The organism is Serratia sp. TSA_105.2, from assembly GCF_052692115.1.
The window spans coordinates 223,308-239,039 of the sequence record NZ_JBQZFT010000006.1 but is presented as its reverse complement, the minus strand read 5'-3'; the positions used below and the strand labels follow the sequence as shown (position 1 = coordinate 239,039).

The window sequence follows — 15,732 nt, the reverse complement described above, 5'->3', positions numbered from 1 at the left end:
GGGAGTTCTCGGCGGGCCGCAACCCCTAATTGCAAAAAACTTTTCAAGCGCGCTTTTTTTCAACAAAAGGGCGAAAAAGCGACGAATTTATGTCACTTTTTCCGGCAAACAGCCATAAAAGCTGGCGATCACTGGAGTAAAATAGATATAACGATGTCAGTAAGGACCCGCAGCCATGCCGCTAAATGCACAACAACAGGCCGCCCAACGCAATCTTTCTTATCTGCTTGCAGAGAAACTCGGCCAACAAATTCTGGCGGGCGATTATCAGGCCGGCAGCATCCTGCCCGGTGAAATGGAACTGGGCGAGCAATTCGGCGTCAGCCGCACCGCAGTACGCGAAGCGGTAAAGATGTTAGCCGCCAAAGGCATGTTGTTGCCACGCCCACGTATTGGCACCCGCGTGATGCCGCAAAGCCAATGGAATTTTCTCGATCAGGATTTACTGACCTGGTGGATGACGCGGGAAAACTTCGATCAGGTAATGCAACACTTCCTTATCCTGCGCACCTCGCTGGAGCCGCAGGCCTGCGCGTTGGCGGCAAACCACGCCAGCCCGCAGCAAACCAAGCTGCTGGCGGAGCTGATGGCGGAAATGCGCGCGCTGCATACCCAGTTTGATCGCGAGCGTTGGATCCAGGTCGATACCCAATTCCACCAGCTCATCTACGAGGCCAGCGGCAACCCGTTCCTGACCTCGTTCGCCAACCTGTTCAGTTCGGTGTACCAAAGCTACTTCCGCGCCATCACCGGCAATGAAGTGATCAAGCTGCGCCATCATCAGGCTATCGTCGATGCGATACTCGCCGGGGACAGCGCAGGCGCGCTCGTTGCCTGCCAGGTGCTGCTGAAAGAGAAAGACTAGACACGCTCCCCGCTTATATATAGAAGAAAGAGACGAGGGACAGACGACCATTTAACCAGGACCGACCATGACCCAATCCGCGCGCAGTATGGCTGGACTACCGTGGATCGCCGCAATGGCGTTCTTTATGCAGGCGCTGGACGCCACTATCCTAAACACCGCGCTGCCGGCGATAGCCCAAAGCCTGGGGCGTTCGCCGTTGGCGATGCAATCGGCCGTCATCAGCTACACGCTGACGGTGGCGATGCTGATCCCGGTCAGCGGCTGGCTGGCGGACCGCTTCGGCACCCGCCGCGTGTTCATCTTCGCCGTCACGTTATTCACCCTCGGCTCGCTGCTGTGCGCCCTCTCCCCCACGTTGAGCGCGCTGGTCGCCTCTCGTGTGCTGCAGGGCATCGGCGGCGCGATGATGATGCCGGTCGCACGGTTGGCGCTGCTGCGCGCCTACCCGCGCAGCGAACTGCTGCCGGTGCTGAACTTCGTCACCATGCCCGGCCTGGTCGGGCCGATTCTGGGGCCGCTGCTGGGCGGCTGGCTGGTCACCTACGCCACTTGGCACTGGATTTTCCTGATCAATATCCCTATCGGCCTGCTCGGCATCTTCTATGCGCGCAAGTACATGCCGGACTTCACCACGCCCAAGCGCCGCTTCGATTTCCTTGGCTTCATGCTGTTCGGCCTGAGCCTGGTGCTGATCTCTACCGGGCTTGAGCTGTTTGGCGAGCGGGTGCTGGCGAGCTACGTTTCGCTGGGCATTCTGCTCAGCGGCTTCGTTATGCTGTTCGGCTATATCGCGCACGCACGCCGCCATCCTCAGCCGCTGATCGGTCTAGACCTGTTCAAAACCCGCACCTTCTCGGTCGGTATCGCCGGCAACGTCGCCTCCAGGCTGGGCACCGGCTGCGTGCCGTTTTTAATGCCGCTCATGCTGCAGGTGGGATTCGGCTATACGGCGATCGTCGCCGGCTGCATGATGGCGCCGACCGCCATCGGTTCGCTGATGGCGAAATCCACCGTCACTCAGGTGCTGCGCTGGTTCGGCTACCGTAAAACGCTGGTCGGCATCACCGTCATCATCGGGATACTGATCGCCCAATTCTCCCTGCAAAGCCCGGGCATGCCGCTGTGGCTGATGATCCTGCCGTTGTTCGTGCTGGGCATGGCGATGTCCACCCAGTTCACCGCCATGAACACCATCAGCCTGGCGGATTTGAATGACGCCAACGCCAGCGCCGGCAACAGCGTCCTGGCGGTCACCCAGCAGCTGTCCATCAGCTTCGGCGTGGCAATCAGTGCGGCGGTGCTGCGTTTTTACGAATCCCTGTCGTTAGGCACCATGATCGACCACTTCCATTACACCTTTATCACCATGGGGATCGTCACCGTGGCATCGGCGCTGGTGTTTATGTTGCTGAGAAGGAAGGATGGCCGCAATTTGATCAGCGGCCAGGAAAGCAAGAAAGAAGCGAAGGCGGCGAGTTAACGGCGGCCCACCGAGGCGCGTTCCACCAGCTCGGGCGTCAGCACCAGCACCTGGGGCGCGCGCTCCGGGTTTTGCAGGCGGTTGATCAGCGCATCGATCGCCAGTTCGCCCAGCGAATCCTTCGGCTGATGAATGGTACTCAGCGGCGGCGCCAGATAACGCGCCAACTCAATGTCATCGTAGCCCATCACCGCCATATCCTGCGGCACGGAAAGCCCGGCCTGATACAGCGCCTGATAAACGCCTACCGCCACCGCATCGTTGCCGGCAAACACCGCATGCGGCGGCTCGTCCAGCGCCAGCAGTTGGTGCATGGCGTTCACGCCGCCCTCAAACTCAAAGTCGCAATGCACTTCATACCCTGGCGGAACCGGCAATCCGGCGCGCCGCATCGCGTTGCGATAGCCTTCCAGTCGGTGACGGGCGGTGGTTTTATCCTGCGGGCCGGCGATGCAGGCGATCTTGCGGTAGCCGCGGGCGATCAGATGATCGGTCGCCATCTCGCCGCCCAGCAGCGAGTTATCCTGAATAATGTCGTTGGCACCCTCGAACGGCGCCCAGTCCATCATCACGATCGGCAGTGACGGGTAGCGGCTCAGGGCATCCTGCGACGGCCGGTGGTTTTCAGTGCACATCAACAGCAAACCGTCGACGCGCTTTTGCAGCAGCGTCTCCATGCTGCGGTTCATGCGCGCGGCGTCTTCTTCGGTGTTGCACAGGATTAAACTGTAGCCGCGTTCATAGCAGCTGCGCTCCACGCCGCGCACCACTTCGGCATAAAACGGGTTGTTGCTGGCGGTCACCAGCATGCCGATGGTGCGCGTCTGGTTGAGCTTCAGGCTGCGCGCCAGCGCGGAAGGCGCATAGTTCAGCTGTTCTACGGCCGCCATGACCTTGTCGCGCACGCTATCGCTGACAAAGCGATTGTTGTTGACCACATGCGAAACGGTAGAGGTTGAAACACCCGCCAGGCGGGCGACATCTTTCATGGTGGCCAAAGGATCACCCCTGCTGCTGCAAGAAGGCGTCAATCTCTTCACGCCACGGCACCGAAGGCTGCGCCCCAGGGCGGGTCACGGCGATCGCCGCCGCCGCATGGGCGAAACGCACCGCGTCGGCCATGATCTTGCCCTCCAACAGGGCAGTGACCAGCGCACCGTTAAAGGTATCGCCGGCGGCGATGGTATCCACCGCTTGCACCTTGAAGCCGGGCACCAGTTTGCCATTGCCGTTCTCGCTCAGCCACACGCCGCGGCTGCCGAGGGTGATGATCACCGTCGTGATGCCCTTGTCGTGCAGCGCCTGCGCCGCACGCGCCGCATCGGCGTCGTTGTCCACGGCGATGCCGGTCAGGCGCTGGGCTTCGGTTTCATTCGGGGTGATCATATCGATCATGCCCAGCAGCTCGTCCGGCAGCTCGCGCGCCGGAGCCGGGTTGAGGATCACCTGCGTGTGATGCTGCCTCGCCAGGCGGGCGGCGGCGATCACCGTTTCCAGCGGCGACTCCAGCTGCATCAGCAAAGCGTCGGCATCGATCACTTTTTGTTGGTAGCGCACCAGGTAATCCGGCGTCACCGCGGCGTTGGCGCCGGCATCGATGCCGATCACATTCTCGCCTTCGGCGTTGACGAAGATCAGCGCCACGCCGGTGGTGCTGTCGGCGATGGCTTCAATCGGTTGGGTATCAATACGATCGCTCGCCAGCTGCCGGCGGACACGTTCGCCGATATCGTCGGCGCCCACGCAGGCGATAAAGGCGATCTCCGCCCCGCTGCGCCCGGCCGCCACCGCCTGATTCGCGCCCTTGCCGCCAAACGCCACCTTATACTGTTTCCCGATCACCGTTTCACCTGGGTGGGGGAACTGTTCAATATTGAGGATATGGTCGGCATTGATGCTGCCAAGAACCACCAGCTTACCTGTTTCCATCGCATTGATTCCTGAATTGCGCGCCATCGTAAACGCCCCGTTCCGATGGCGCTGGTATGACTTACTGAGTGACCAGTTTCAAATCGACCGGAATGGTCGCCGGCACTTTTTCGCCTTTCAGCACTTTATCGGCGGTTTCCACACCGATCACGCCGATCTGATCGGGACGCTGCGCCACGGTCGCCGCCAGCTTACCGCCTTCGACCGCTTTCACGCCATCGGCGGTGCCGTCGAAGCCTACCACGATCACGTCGGTTTTACCGGCGGTTTGCAGCGCGCGCAGCGCACCCAGCGCCATTTCATCGTTCTGAGCGAACACCGCCTGCACATCCGGGTGCGCAGTCAGCAGGTTCTGCATCACGTTCAGGCCCTTGGTGCGATCAAAGTCGGCCGGCTGGCTGGCCAACAGTTTGAATTTATTCTGATCCAGCGACTGTTTGAAGCCTTCACCGCGTTCACGCGCGGCGGAAGTGCCGGCAATGCCTTCCAGCTGAATCACCTTGGCATCGGCGCCCACTTTCTTGGCGATGAAGTCACCGGCCATTTTGCCGCCCACGCGGTTGTCCGAAGCGATGTGGCTCACCACGTCGCCCTTACTCGCCACGCGGTCCAGCGTAATGACCGGGATTTTCGCCTGGTTGGCCATCTTGATAGCGTTGCCTACCGCGTCGGAGTCGGTCGGGTTGATCAGCAGCAGCTTGGGCGCGCGCACCATCAGATCCTGCACGTTGGCCAGTTCTTTCGCCGGGTTGTTCTGGGAATCCAGCACCACCAGGTTGTAACCCAGCTTGTTGGCCTCTTGCTGCGCACCGTCCTTCATCGAGACGAAGAACGGGTTGTTGAGGGTGGACACCACCAGCGCGATGGTGTCTTTGGCCATGGCATTGGCGCTCAGGGTGGCGCTCAGCGCGATGGCGGAGGCTAAGGTTGCCAGTTTTTTCATTTTCATCATCGTGATTCCTGTAGGGGGAGGTTACTTGTTGCTTTTGTTATCTACCAGAACCGCCAGCAGTATCACCACTGCCTTCACGATCATTTGGTAGTAGGAAGAAACACCCAGTAAATTCAGGCCGTTGTTCAGGAAGCCGAGGATCAGCGCCCCGATCAGCGTACCGACGATGCGGCCCTTGCCGCCGGCCAGGCTGGTGCCGCCCAGCACCACGGCGGCGATGGCGTCCAGCTCATAGCCGGTGCCGGCGGTCGGCTGCGCCGACGACAGGCGCGCCACTTCGATCACCCCGGCCAGCGCCGCCAGCAGGCCGCACAGCGAGTAGACGATAATCTTCACTTTATCGACGCTGATGCCGGACAGGCGGGTCGCCGCTTCGTTGCCGCCCAGGGCATAAATATAGCGGCCCAGGCGCGTATGGTGCAGCATATACCAGGCGGCGATGAACACGATCGCCATGATCCAGATCGGCGTAGGCACGCCCAGCGGGCGGCCGATGCCGAACCAGCCGAAGGTGTCAGCCACGTCAGTGAAACCGGTGTTGACCGGGCTGCCGTTGGTGTACACCATGGTGACGCCGCGCAGCAGCAGCATCATCACCAGCGTAGCGATAAAGGCCTGCACCTTGCCTTTGGCGACGATCACCCCGGTGCAGGCGCCAACTGCCGCGCCCAGCGCCAATGCCGCCGCCACCGCCACCAGCGCGTTGACCTCAAAGCCGACGATCGACGCCGCCACCGCGCCGGTCAGCGCCAGCAGCGATCCCACCGACAGATCGATGCCGGAGGTGAGGATCACCAGCGTCATCCCCACCGCCATGATGGCGTTCACCGAGGTCTGCTGCAGAATATTGAACAGGTTGTTCAGGGTGAAGAAGTTCGGGCTCATGGAAGAGACCACGGCGATCAGCACCAGCAGCGCAATCAACGACTTCTGCTCTAACAGCCACTCTTTACTGAACCAGCGCTTGGCTGCGATAGTCTGGGAACTCATATCTGATTACTCCTGCTTTACGCCGTATTGCTTGCCGACGGCTGCCGCCATCAACGCTTCCTGGGTGGCCTGTTCAATCGGGAACTCGCCGCTGAGATGCCCTTCGTGCATCACCAGAATGCGATCGCTCATGCCCATCACCTCCGGCATTTCCGAAGACACCAGAATGATGCTCAGCCCTTCCTGCTTGAACTGGTTGATTAACTGATAGATCTCTTTTTTGGCGCCGACGTCGACGCCGCGCGTCGGCTCATCGAGGATCAGCACCTTCGGCCGGGTCATCAGGCCGCGGGCGATCGCCACTTTTTGCTGGTTGCCGCCGGAAAGCAGGCCGATCGGCTGCTCCATCGATGGCGTTTTAATATTGAACAGGCGGATGAAATCCCCCACCGCTTGCCGCTCATCGGCCTGTTTCAGGCTGCCGTCGGCGCGGCTAAAGTAGCGCAGCGCGGTCAGCGACATGTTTTCCTTCACCGACATGCCCAGCACCAGGCCGTCGCGCTTGCGGTCTTCCGAGATATAGACGATGCCGTTCGCCAACCCGTCCTGCGGCGAGTGGGTGACCACATCGCGGCCGTCCAGGTTGACGGTGCCGGCCTTGCGCGGCGCGGCGCCATACAAGATTTTCATCAATTCGGTGCGCCCGGCGCCCATCAGCCCGGCCACGCCGAGGATCTCGCCGCGATACAGCGTAAAGCTGACGTCTTCAACGCCGGGGCCGGAAAGGTGGCTGACGTCCAGCCGTTTTTCCCCGCGCGGCAAATCCAGGCGCGGGTACTGCTCTTCCAGTTTGCGGCCGACCATCATCTCAATCAGCGAATCTTCCTGCAGCTCGCTCACCAGCCGCTCGGCGATAAACTGCCCGTCGCGGAACACGGTCACGTCGTCGCAGATTTCAAAAATCTCTTTCAGGCGGTGCGAGATATAAACGATGCCTCGCCCTTCGGCCTTCAACTCGTTGATCACCTTAAACAGCGAGGCGGTTTCGGTGTCGGTCAGCGCATCGGTCGGTTCGTCCATGATGATCACTTTCGATTCGAAGCTCAGTACCTTGGCGATCTCCACCATCTGCTGATCGCCAATCGACAGCTCGCCCACCAGCCGGTGGCTGCTGTAGCGCAGATTGAGACGCGCCAACAAGCGATCGGCCTCGGCATACATGCGCTTCCAGTCAATGCGGCCGAAACGGTTGACGAACTCGCGGCCGAGGAAGATGTTTTCCGCAATCGTCAGCTGCGGGATCAGATTCAGCTCCTGATGGATAATACCGATGCCCGCTTCCTGCGAATCCTTAGGCCCGTTGAACACCACCTCGTTACCGAGAAAATACTGGCTGCCGGCGTCTTTCTGGTAGATGCCGGTCAGCACTTTCATCATGGTGGACTTCCCGGCGCCGTTTTCCCCCACCAGCGCCATCACCTTGCCGGGATAGACGCTGAGGGCGGCGCCGGAAAGCGCCTTCACGCCGGGAAAGGCTTTATCAATCCCTTTCAGTTGCAGTAAAGGTTGCATACGCGCCTCAGAAAGTTACGCCGGCGCACAGGATCACGTTCGCGTAAGGCGAACACTCCCCGCTGCGGATCACCGCCCGGCTGTGCCCGGTTTGCGCTTTAAACGCCTGATGGCTGATATAGCGCACGCCGATGGTGTTACCTTGGCGTTGGCCCAGTGCGGTCAGTTCAGCCAACAGTGCCTCGTGGAGCGACGGATTCTGTTTCACGATCTCTTCCGCCAGGATGGCGCTTTCTACCCGCATCTCTTGCGTGACCGCCGCGAACACCTGCATGAAGGTCGGCACGCCCTGCGTCAGCGCCAGATCGATGCGCTGCGCTTCCGCCGGTATCGGCAGGCCCGCATCGCACAGGGTAAGCTGGTCGGTATGCCCCAGCCGGGCAATCACGGCAGACACGTCGGAATTCAGTAATACGCCTTTTTTCATCTCTCACTCCACCAGCGAAACGTTTCGCTCTCTGAGGGAGTTTAAAAAAACGGCAGGGGAAGGCAACCGGGACAATGCAGAAGTGTGATCGCTATCGAAACGTTTCGTTCACGCCCGGGCAATGCTCAAACAAAAGGGGCTCAGCCATGCTGAGCCCCTTATCAGGCGGGTTAGATCTCGACCTGCGTGCCGAGCTCGATGACCCGGTTCGGCGGGATCTCAAACTGATCCGGCGCGCGCAGCGCATTGCGGCTCAGGGCGACGAACAGCTTGCCGCGCAGGTAGAGGTACCACGGCCGCTTGGTGAGGATTAGCGACTCATGGGACATGAAGAACGAGGTCTCCGACATGCGGCACGGCAATCCTTCCAGCCCGCAGCGGTGGAACACTTCCTCGACGTTCGGCGTTTCACGCCAGCCGTAGCTGGCCACCACCCGCCAGAAGGTCGGCGACAGCTGTTCGATGGTCACCCGGCGCACGTTGTGCACGTAAGGCGCATCCTCGGTGCGCAGCGTCAGCAGCACCACGCGTTCATGCAGCACCTTGTTGTGCTTCAGGTTGTGCAGCAGCGCAAAAGGAATGACGTTGGTGGCGCGCGACAGGAACACCGCGGTACCCGGCACTCGCACCGGCGGCGATTTCTCCAGCGAGGCGATCATCGCCTCCAACGAGTTGCCGTGTTCATGCAGGCGGCGCAGCAGGCGGAAGCGCTCGCTCTTCCAGGTGGTCATAATGATGAACATCACCAGCGCCAAGGTCAGCGGTAACCAGCCGCCGGAGAACAGCTTCAGGGCGTTGGCGGAGAACATCGGCACGTCGATGATCAGCAAGATGGCCACGATGCCGATCGCCAGGAAGCGATTCCAGTGCCAGTTGTTGATCGCCACCGAGGTGACCAGAATGCTGGTCAGCACCATGGTGCCGGTGACGGCGATGCCGTATGCCGCCGCCAGGTTGCTGGAGTGCTCAAAGCCGATGATTACCAGCACCACCGAGATGTACAGCGTCCAGTTGATCACCGGAATGTAGATCTGGCCGGATTCCATTTCCGAGGTGTGAATGATGCGCATCGGCGACAGATAGCCCAGACGCACCGCCTGGCGAGTCAGCGAGAAGACGCCGGAAATTACCGCCTGCGAAGCGATAACCGTCGCCAGGGTCGCCAGAATCAGCAGCGGGATCAGCGCCCAGTCGGGCGCCAGCAGGAAGAACGGGTTTTTGATCGCCTCAGGGTTTTTCAGCAGCAGCGCACCCTGGCCGAAGTAGTTGAGCACCAGCGATGGCAACACCACGGTGAACCAGGCCAGGCGGATCGGGAACTTGCCGAAGTGCCCCATATCAGCATACAGCGCCTCGACGCCGGTGATCGACAGCACCACCGCCCCCAGCGCAAAGAACGACACCTTCTTATATTCCATGAAGAAGTTGAGCGCCCATTTGGGGTTCAGCGCCTGCAGCACTTCCGGGTTCGAAATGATGCTGCGCGCACCCAGCACCGCCAATACGATGAACCACAGCAGCATTACCGGGGCGAACAGCTTGCCGACGCTGCCGGTACCGTGCTTTTGGATAATGAACAGCAGCGTCAGCACCAGAATGGAGAGCGGCACGATATAGGCGTCGAGCGCAGGCGCAGCGATTTCCAGCCCCTCTATCGCCGACATCACCGAGATCGCCGGGGTGATCACCACCTCGCCATAGAAGAAGCTGCCGCCGATCAGGCCCAGTATCACCAGCACCGCGGTGGTACGCGCCGAGGTGTTGCGCCCGGCCAGCGACATCAGCGTCAGAATGCCGCCCTCGCCGGCGTTGTCCGCGCGCATCACGTAGGTGAGATATTTGAGGGAAACGATCACGATCAGCATCCAGAAAATCAGCGACAGGAAGCCGAAAACCACGTCTGGACGAACATCGAAGCCGTAATGGCCGGAGAAACACTCTCTCAGCGTATAGAGAGGGCTGGTGCCGATATCACCGTAGACCACGCCGATGGCCGCCAGGGTTACCGCCGATAAGGACTGCTTATGCTCTGCGCTCATAATTCGTTTCTTTATCAGAACATCCGTTAGCGATGCATCCGCATCAGGCAAAATACGGGCTCAAAGATCCGTCACGCCCACCAGAAAGCCGCACAGTATGCACCATTTATACGGCTTGCCTACCCTTATATCAGAGCCGAAAAATAAACAAAATGTGAACCGGATATCCGGCACAACTTAGAAAAATATTACTAATCAATAAGCTATACCACTAAAAATAATGGTGGTTTATCATCGGATTATCGACCAAGATTGGCTAACTCTCGGACAATGCGACAATTATATGACGCCATCATCCCTTCTGGCAGAACGAATTTCCCGCCTCAGCAGCGCGCTGGAGAGCGGTCTTTATGAGCGGCAAGAAGCGATCCGCCTGTGCCTGCTGGCGGCGCTGAGCGGCGAAAGCGTATTCCTGCTCGGCCCGCCCGGCATCGCCAAGAGCCTGATCGCGCGCCGGCTGAAGTTTGCCTTCCGCAACGCCCGCTCCTTTGAATACCTGATGACGCGCTTTTCCACGCCGGAAGAGGTCTTCGGCCCGCTCTCTATTCAGGCACTGAAAGATGAAGGGCGTTATCAGCGCCTGACCGCCGGCTACCTGCCGGAAGCGGAGATCGTGTTTCTGGACGAAATCTGGAAGGCCGGCCCGGCGATCCTCAACACCCTGCTGACGGCGATCAACGAACGGCGCTTTCGCAACGGCAACAGCGAAGAACCGATCCCGCTGCGCCTGCTGGTCACCGCCTCCAACGAACTGCCCGAAGCGGACAACAGCCTCGAAGCCCTGTATGACCGCATGCTGATCCGCCTGTGGCTGGACAAGGTGCAGGATAAACAGAATTTCCGCTCGCTGCTGGTCAACCGCCAAAACGAGAGCCAAAACCCGGTGCCGGCGGCGCTGAGCATCAGCGACGAAGAGTTTCTGCAGTGGCAACCGCAGATAGACAAGGTGGCGCTGCCGGAAGCCTGCTTTGAGTTGATTTTCCAGCTGCGCCAGCGGCTGGACGCGCTGGAACAGGCGCCGTACGTCTCCGACCGACGCTGGAAAAAAGCCCTGCGCCTGCTGCAGGCCTGCGCCTTCTTCAGCGGGCGCGACGCCATCGCCCCGCTCGACCTGATGCTGCTGAAAGACTGCCTGTGGCACGATCTCACCTCGCTGAAGCTGCTGCAACAACAGATCGATCAGCTGCTGACCGAATCGGCCTATCAGCAGCAGTCTATGCTGATCCAACTGCAACAAATCCACACCCGCTGGCTGCAGGATCAACAACAACAAAGCGATCGGCAGGCCATCAGCCTGGTGAAAAAGGGCGGCATGTTCAGCCGCAAGCCGCAATACGCGCCGGCCACGCCGTTCGCCGGCGGCACGCTCACTCTACTGCTGCAAAAACCGCTGCAGCTGCATGACATTCAGGTCAACCATCTGAGCATCGAGAGCAGCGTGCTGGATAACTGGCTGCAAAAAGGCGGCGACGTGCGCGCCAAACTGAACGGCATCGGCTTCGCGCAGCCGATCGATTTGGAGGTCGACGACCAACTGCACCTGACGGTGCTGGACGTCAGCCGCCAGCCTTCGCTGCTGGCGCTGCCGGGCAAACAGGCCACCGCCACGCCGCAGGCGCTGCTGGATGAAATGGAGGCGTTGGCCCAGCGCCTGGCGGAACAGCGCCGCGCCTTCAGCCAGCATCAGCCTTGTCTGTTCACCCCCGCCGCAGGCCTGGCCAAGATCGAAGCCAGTCTGCTGCAGGTGGCAGAGCAGGTTAAACAGCAACAGCAGCAAATGCGCGGCCAGTAACCATGCTCAGTCTGGAGACGCTCGATCTGCTGCTGGCGATCACCGAAGGCGAGATGATCGAGGAGATGATCGTCGGCATGCTGGCGGCGCCGCAGCTGTCGGTGTTCTTTAAAAAGTTTCCGGCCCTTCGCCGGGCGCTGGATCGCGATCTGCCACGCTGGAAACTGCAGCTCAAGGAGCGTCTGCAGGAGGCCATGGTGCCGCCGGCGCTGGCGCAGGAATTTTACCGCTACCAACAGTGCCAGCTGGAGAACAACATCCAGTTCTATCACAACCTCAACGACACGATGGAGCTGCTGCGCCAGCTGGTCTCGCCGTTTTATGAACAGGCGCGCGCGCTGGTGGACGCCGCCGATCTGCCCAGCCATCCGCTGGACGACAGCTTTCAAACCCTGTTCCTGCAGCGCTGGCGCATCAGCCTGACGCTGCAGGCCACCATGCTGCACCACCAGCTGCTGGAACAGGAGCGCGAGCAACTGATGGCGGAACTGCAGGAGCGCCTGGCGCTGAGCGGCGCGCTGGAGCCGCTGCTGTCGGAAAATGACACCGCCGCCGGCAGGCTGTGGGACATGAGCAAAGGCCAGCTGCAGCGCGGTGATTACCAACGGCTGGTGGAGTACGGTAACTTTTTGCAGCAGCAGCCGGAGCTGAAAAAGCTGGCGCAGCAGCTGGGCCGCAGCTATCAGGCCAAGGCGGTGCAGCAACAGGACGCGCAGCCCGAACCATTCAGGGTCATGGTACAGGTGCCGGCCACGCTGCCGGAAGAAGTGAGCGGCATTCATCAAAGCGACGACATCCTGCGCCTGCTGCCGCCGGAGCTGGCGACGCTGGGGATTGAAGAGCTGGAGTTCGAGTTTTATCGCCGCCTGCTGGAAAAGCGGCTGCTGAGCTACCGCCTGCAGGGCGACGTCTGGCAGGAACAGATCCTGATCCGCCAGGTCACCCATCAGCAGCAGGATCAACAGCCGCGCGGGCCGTTTATCGTCTGCGTGGACACCTCAGGATCGATGGGCGGCTTCAACGAACAGTGCGCCAAGGCGTTCTGCCTGGCGCTGCTGCGCATTGCGCTGGCGGACAACCGCCGTTGCTACATCATGCTGTTCGCCAACCAGATCGTGCATTACGAACTCACCGCCGCCAGCGGCATCGAACAGGCGGTGCGCTTTCTCGGCCAGCAGTTTCGCGGCGGCACCGATCTGGCGGCCTGCCTGAACGCCACCGTCACCAAAATGGCGGAAAGCGGCTGGTTCGACGCCGATGCGGTGATCATTTCCGATTTTATCGCCCAGCGGTTGCCGGAGGAGGTAATAAAGAAGGTGAAACAACAGCAGCAAAGCCACCAGCAGCGTTTCCATGCGGTGGCGATGTCCGCCTACGGCAAACCCGGCATCATGCGCATCTTCGATCATATCTGGCGCTTCGATACCGGGCTGAAAAGCCGTTTGATGCGCCGCTGGCGGCGCTAGGCGGTTAGAGCAGGCCTTCGACCGCCCCACGCACTTCCGGCGACCACACGCCGCACTGCACCTGGCCGATATGCGACAGTTGCAACAGCAGCATCACCAAACGCGACTGGCCGATGCCACCGCCGATGGTCTGCGGCATATCGCCGCGCAACAGCGACTGGTGCCATTCCAGCTTCATGCGCTCTTCATCGCCGGTCAGCGCCAACTGATGTTTCAGCGCGGCGGCATCGACGCGGATCCCCATAGAGGACAGCTCGAAAGCGTCCTGCAGCACCGGGTTCCACACCACGATATCGCCGTTCAGGCCCGCCAGGCCATCCGCCGCCGGCGTGGTCCAGTCATCATAATCCGGCGCCCGCACATCGTGCGATTTGCCATGCGACAGCTTGCCGCCGATGCCGATCAGGAATACCGCGCCAAGCGCTTTGGCGATCGCCCGCTCGCGCCCTTTGGCGTCCAGATCCGGGTAACGCTGCAGCAGGGTTTCGCTGTGCACAAAGTGGATCTGTTCCGGCAGGAACGGGGTCAGGCCATGCTCGCGGCTGACTTCCGTCTCCGTCGCCTTGATGGCGGCGTAAATGCTGCGCACGGTGCTTTTCAGATAGTCCAGGCTACGCTCACCGTCGCCCATCACCCGCTCCCAGTCCCACTGATCGACGTACACCGAGTGGATAGGCGTCAGGCGATCTTCATCCGGGCGTAGCGCCTTCATATGGGTGTACAGGCCTTCGCCGGCGCCGAAATCGTAGCTGCCCAGGGTTTTGCGTTTCCATTTCGCCAGCGAATGCACCACTTCGAAGGTGGCGTCCGGCAGGGTTTTGACCTTAACCTGCACCGCTTTCTCGCTGCCGGAGAGGTTATCCTGCGTGCCGTCGCCCAAACGGCTGAGGATCGGGGCCTGCACTTCGATCAGGCCGAGCTGTTGCTCCAGCTGGCGGGAAAAGAAGGATTTGACCTGGCTGATTTGTTGTTGTTTTTGGATAAACTGTTTTTTCATTGCCGTATCTCTTGTAAACCTGTCTCTGTTGCCATCGATTAAGCAACAAAATGACACGTCAATTCAATATTCATTAATCAATATTGCCTTTTCACTTTTAATCGTTCATTTTTACCCGGACAGAATTCAACAATCGTTAATTAATGGGGGATTAAATGGCGGAAATTTATCAGATCGATAATCTCGATCGCGGCATCCTCAACGCCCTGATGGACAACGCGCGCACGCCGTACGCCGAACTGGCGAAAAACTTCGCCGTCAGCCCCGGCACCATTCATGTGCGGGTAGAGAAGATGAAACAGGCCGGGATCATCACCGGCGCGCGCATCGACGTCAGCCCCAAACAGCTGGGCTACGACGTGTGCTGCTTTATCGGCATCATATTAAAGAGCGCCAAGGACTACCCTTCGGCGCTGAAGAAGCTGGAAAGCCTGGAAGAAGTGGTGGAAGCCTATTACACCACCGGCCACTACAGCGTCTTTATTAAGGTGATGTGCCGATCGATCGACGCGCTGCAACAGGTACTTATCAACAAGATCCAGACCATCGACGAGATCCAGTCTACCGAAACGCTGATCTCGCTGCAGAACCCCATTATGCGCACCATCGTGCCGTAACCCGTCAAATTGCATACCCACATTATCCACAGGTAGATCCCAGCCGATTCACAGCGTACAATGCAGCCACTTTGAGTGAGAAGGTTGGGATCGTTGGTTCATGGCAGACATTACTCTGATCAGTGGCAGTACGCTTGGCAGCGCCGAATACGTGGCTGAACATTTGGCTGAAAAGCTGGAAGACGCGGGTTTCTCTACCGAGATGCTGCACGGCCCTGAACTGGATGAGTTGCCCTTGACCGGCCGCTGGCTGGTGGTCTCTTCCACACACGGCGCCGGCGAACTGCCGGATAACCTTCAGCCGTTGCTGGAACAGATCGCCGAACAACAGCCGGATCTTTCCGAGGTGCAGTTTGGCGCCGTCGGTTTGGGCAGTTCGGAATACGACACCTTCTGCGGTGCGATCAAACAGATCGACGATCTGTTGATCGCCAGAGGCGCGAAAAGGATCGGCGATCGTCTCGAGATCGACGTGACCGAACATGAAATTCCTGAGGATCCGGCCGAGGAATGGGTAAAAAATTGGATTAATTTACTCTAATTCGCCTAAAGATCGTGCGAACGATTGTGGGTAACTATACTTAAAAGCAGGGTAAAAGCCGTAGTTATCCCAATAACAACCGTAGTACGCTTTTTGTCCTGTGCATAACAAGCCTTTTAGAT

14 protein-coding genes are annotated in these 15,732 nt (G+C 59.8%); 6 read left to right on the top strand and 8 right to left on the bottom strand.

Annotated features, from left to right (window positions below; genetic code table 11):
* Positions 1 to 175 precede the first annotated feature (175 nt).
* Positions 176 to 865 carry a FadR/GntR family transcriptional regulator gene (locus ACUTSC_RS18725; RefSeq protein WP_033636503.1) on the top strand — a complete coding sequence of 230 codons (690 nt, stop codon included), beginning with the start codon at positions 176 to 178 and terminating at the stop codon, positions 863 to 865.
* Between the two features lie 67 nt (positions 866 to 932).
* Positions 933 to 2,348: a multidrug transporter subunit MdtD gene (gene mdtD, locus ACUTSC_RS18720; protein ID WP_197768378.1), complete on the top strand. Its 1,416-nt coding sequence runs from the start codon at positions 933 to 935 to the stop codon at positions 2,346 to 2,348.
* On the opposite strand, the gene rbsR is transcribed toward mdtD, so the two are convergent.
* The 7 genes from rbsR to kup form a co-directional block, all read right to left on the bottom strand.
* Complete coding sequence (rbsR, locus tag ACUTSC_RS18715; protein WP_130018600.1) at positions 2,345 to 3,346, bottom strand: ribose operon transcriptional repressor RbsR; 1,002 nt, start codon at positions 3,344 to 3,346, stop codon at positions 2,345 to 2,347. The two genes, mdtD and rbsR, sit on opposite strands and share 4 nt — an antisense overlap.
* A gap of 4 nt (positions 3,347 to 3,350) precedes the next feature.
* Positions 3,351 to 4,277 carry a ribokinase gene (gene rbsK / locus ACUTSC_RS18710; RefSeq protein ID WP_197768377.1) on the bottom strand — a complete coding sequence of 309 codons (927 nt, stop codon included), beginning with the start codon at positions 4,275 to 4,277 and terminating at the stop codon, positions 3,351 to 3,353.
* Between the two features lie 61 nt (positions 4,278 to 4,338).
* Positions 4,339 to 5,226, bottom strand: a complete 888-nt coding sequence (rbsB, locus tag ACUTSC_RS18705) for a ribose ABC transporter substrate-binding protein RbsB (protein WP_025160300.1) — start codon at positions 5,224 to 5,226, stop codon at positions 4,339 to 4,341.
* Positions 5,227 to 5,250: 24 nt separating this feature from the next.
* A complete protein-coding gene (rbsC, locus tag ACUTSC_RS18700) occupies positions 5,251 to 6,219 on the bottom strand; it encodes a ribose ABC transporter permease (protein WP_019455467.1) in 969 nt (322 codons plus the stop codon).
* A 6-nt stretch (positions 6,220 to 6,225) separates the two neighbouring features.
* Complete coding sequence (gene rbsA / locus ACUTSC_RS18695) at positions 6,226 to 7,731, bottom strand: ribose ABC transporter ATP-binding protein RbsA (protein WP_197768376.1); 1,506 nt, start codon at positions 7,729 to 7,731, stop codon at positions 6,226 to 6,228.
* 7 nt (positions 7,732 to 7,738) lie between these two features.
* On the bottom strand, positions 7,739 to 8,158 hold the full coding sequence (rbsD, locus tag ACUTSC_RS18690) for a D-ribose pyranase (RefSeq protein WP_197768375.1): 420 nt from the start codon (positions 8,156 to 8,158) through the stop codon (positions 7,739 to 7,741).
* 170 nt (positions 8,159 to 8,328) lie between these two features.
* Positions 8,329 to 10,197, bottom strand: a complete 1,869-nt coding sequence (gene kup, locus ACUTSC_RS18685; protein WP_197768374.1) for a low affinity potassium transporter Kup — start codon at positions 10,195 to 10,197, stop codon at positions 8,329 to 8,331.
* A 283-nt stretch (positions 10,198 to 10,480) separates the two neighbouring features.
* On the opposite strand from kup, the gene ravA reads away from it, so the two are divergent.
* Together ravA and viaA are read left to right on the top strand one after the other, a co-directional pair.
* Positions 10,481 to 11,989, top strand: a complete 1,509-nt coding sequence (gene ravA, locus ACUTSC_RS18680; RefSeq protein ID WP_197768373.1) for an ATPase RavA — start codon at positions 10,481 to 10,483, stop codon at positions 11,987 to 11,989.
* 2 nt (positions 11,990 to 11,991) lie between these two features.
* Positions 11,992 to 13,455 (top strand): ATPase RavA stimulator ViaA, encoded by a 1,464-nt coding sequence (gene viaA, locus ACUTSC_RS18675; protein WP_197768372.1) that lies wholly within the window; start codon positions 11,992 to 11,994, stop codon positions 13,453 to 13,455.
* A gap of 4 nt (positions 13,456 to 13,459) precedes the next feature.
* Here the strand turns inward: viaA and asnA are convergent, their stop codons facing one another.
* Complete coding sequence (gene asnA / locus ACUTSC_RS18670) at positions 13,460 to 14,452, bottom strand: aspartate--ammonia ligase (protein ID WP_197768371.1); 993 nt, start codon at positions 14,450 to 14,452, stop codon at positions 13,460 to 13,462.
* Between the two features lie 155 nt (positions 14,453 to 14,607).
* Here asnA and asnC point away from each other — a divergent pair, with 155 nt between their 5' ends.
* Positions 14,608 to 15,069 carry a transcriptional regulator AsnC gene (gene asnC, locus ACUTSC_RS18665; protein WP_004933786.1) on the top strand — a complete coding sequence of 154 codons (462 nt, stop codon included), beginning with the start codon at positions 14,608 to 14,610 and terminating at the stop codon, positions 15,067 to 15,069.
* Positions 15,070 to 15,169: 100 nt separating this feature from the next.
* Positions 15,170 to 15,610: an FMN-binding protein MioC gene (gene mioC / locus ACUTSC_RS18660; RefSeq protein WP_016929621.1), complete on the top strand. Its 441-nt coding sequence runs from the start codon at positions 15,170 to 15,172 to the stop codon at positions 15,608 to 15,610.
* Positions 15,611 to 15,732: the final 122 nt, after the last annotated feature.

Coding starts and splice junctions, on each gene's coding strand:
- ravA (WP_197768373.1), top strand. CDS start 10,481: ATGACGCCATCATCCCTTCTGGCAGAACGAATTTCCCGCCTCAGCAGC.
- asnC (WP_004933786.1), top strand. CDS start 14,608: ATGGCGGAAATTTATCAGATCGATAATCTCGATCGCGGCATCCTCAAC.
- viaA (WP_197768372.1), top strand. CDS start 11,992: ATGCTCAGTCTGGAGACGCTCGATCTGCTGCTGGCGATCACCGAAGGC.
- rbsD (WP_197768375.1), bottom strand. CDS start 8,158: ATGAAAAAAGGCGTATTACTGAATTCCGACGTGTCTGCCGTGATTGCC.
- rbsC (WP_019455467.1), bottom strand. CDS start 6,219: ATGAGTTCCCAGACTATCGCAGCCAAGCGCTGGTTCAGTAAAGAGTGG.
- rbsK (WP_197768377.1), bottom strand. CDS start 4,277: ATGGAAACAGGTAAGCTGGTGGTTCTTGGCAGCATCAATGCCGACCAT.
- asnA (WP_197768371.1), bottom strand. CDS start 14,452: ATGAAAAAACAGTTTATCCAAAAACAACAACAAATCAGCCAGGTCAAA.
- rbsA (WP_197768376.1), bottom strand. CDS start 7,731: ATGCAACCTTTACTGCAACTGAAAGGGATTGATAAAGCCTTTCCCGGC.
- ACUTSC_RS18725 (WP_033636503.1), top strand. CDS start 176: ATGCCGCTAAATGCACAACAACAGGCCGCCCAACGCAATCTTTCTTAT.
- mioC (WP_016929621.1), top strand. CDS start 15,170: ATGGCAGACATTACTCTGATCAGTGGCAGTACGCTTGGCAGCGCCGAA.
- rbsB (WP_025160300.1), bottom strand. CDS start 5,226: ATGAAAATGAAAAAACTGGCAACCTTAGCCTCCGCCATCGCGCTGAGC.
- kup (WP_197768374.1), bottom strand. CDS start 10,197: ATGAGCGCAGAGCATAAGCAGTCCTTATCGGCGGTAACCCTGGCGGCC.
- mdtD (WP_197768378.1), top strand. CDS start 933: ATGACCCAATCCGCGCGCAGTATGGCTGGACTACCGTGGATCGCCGCA.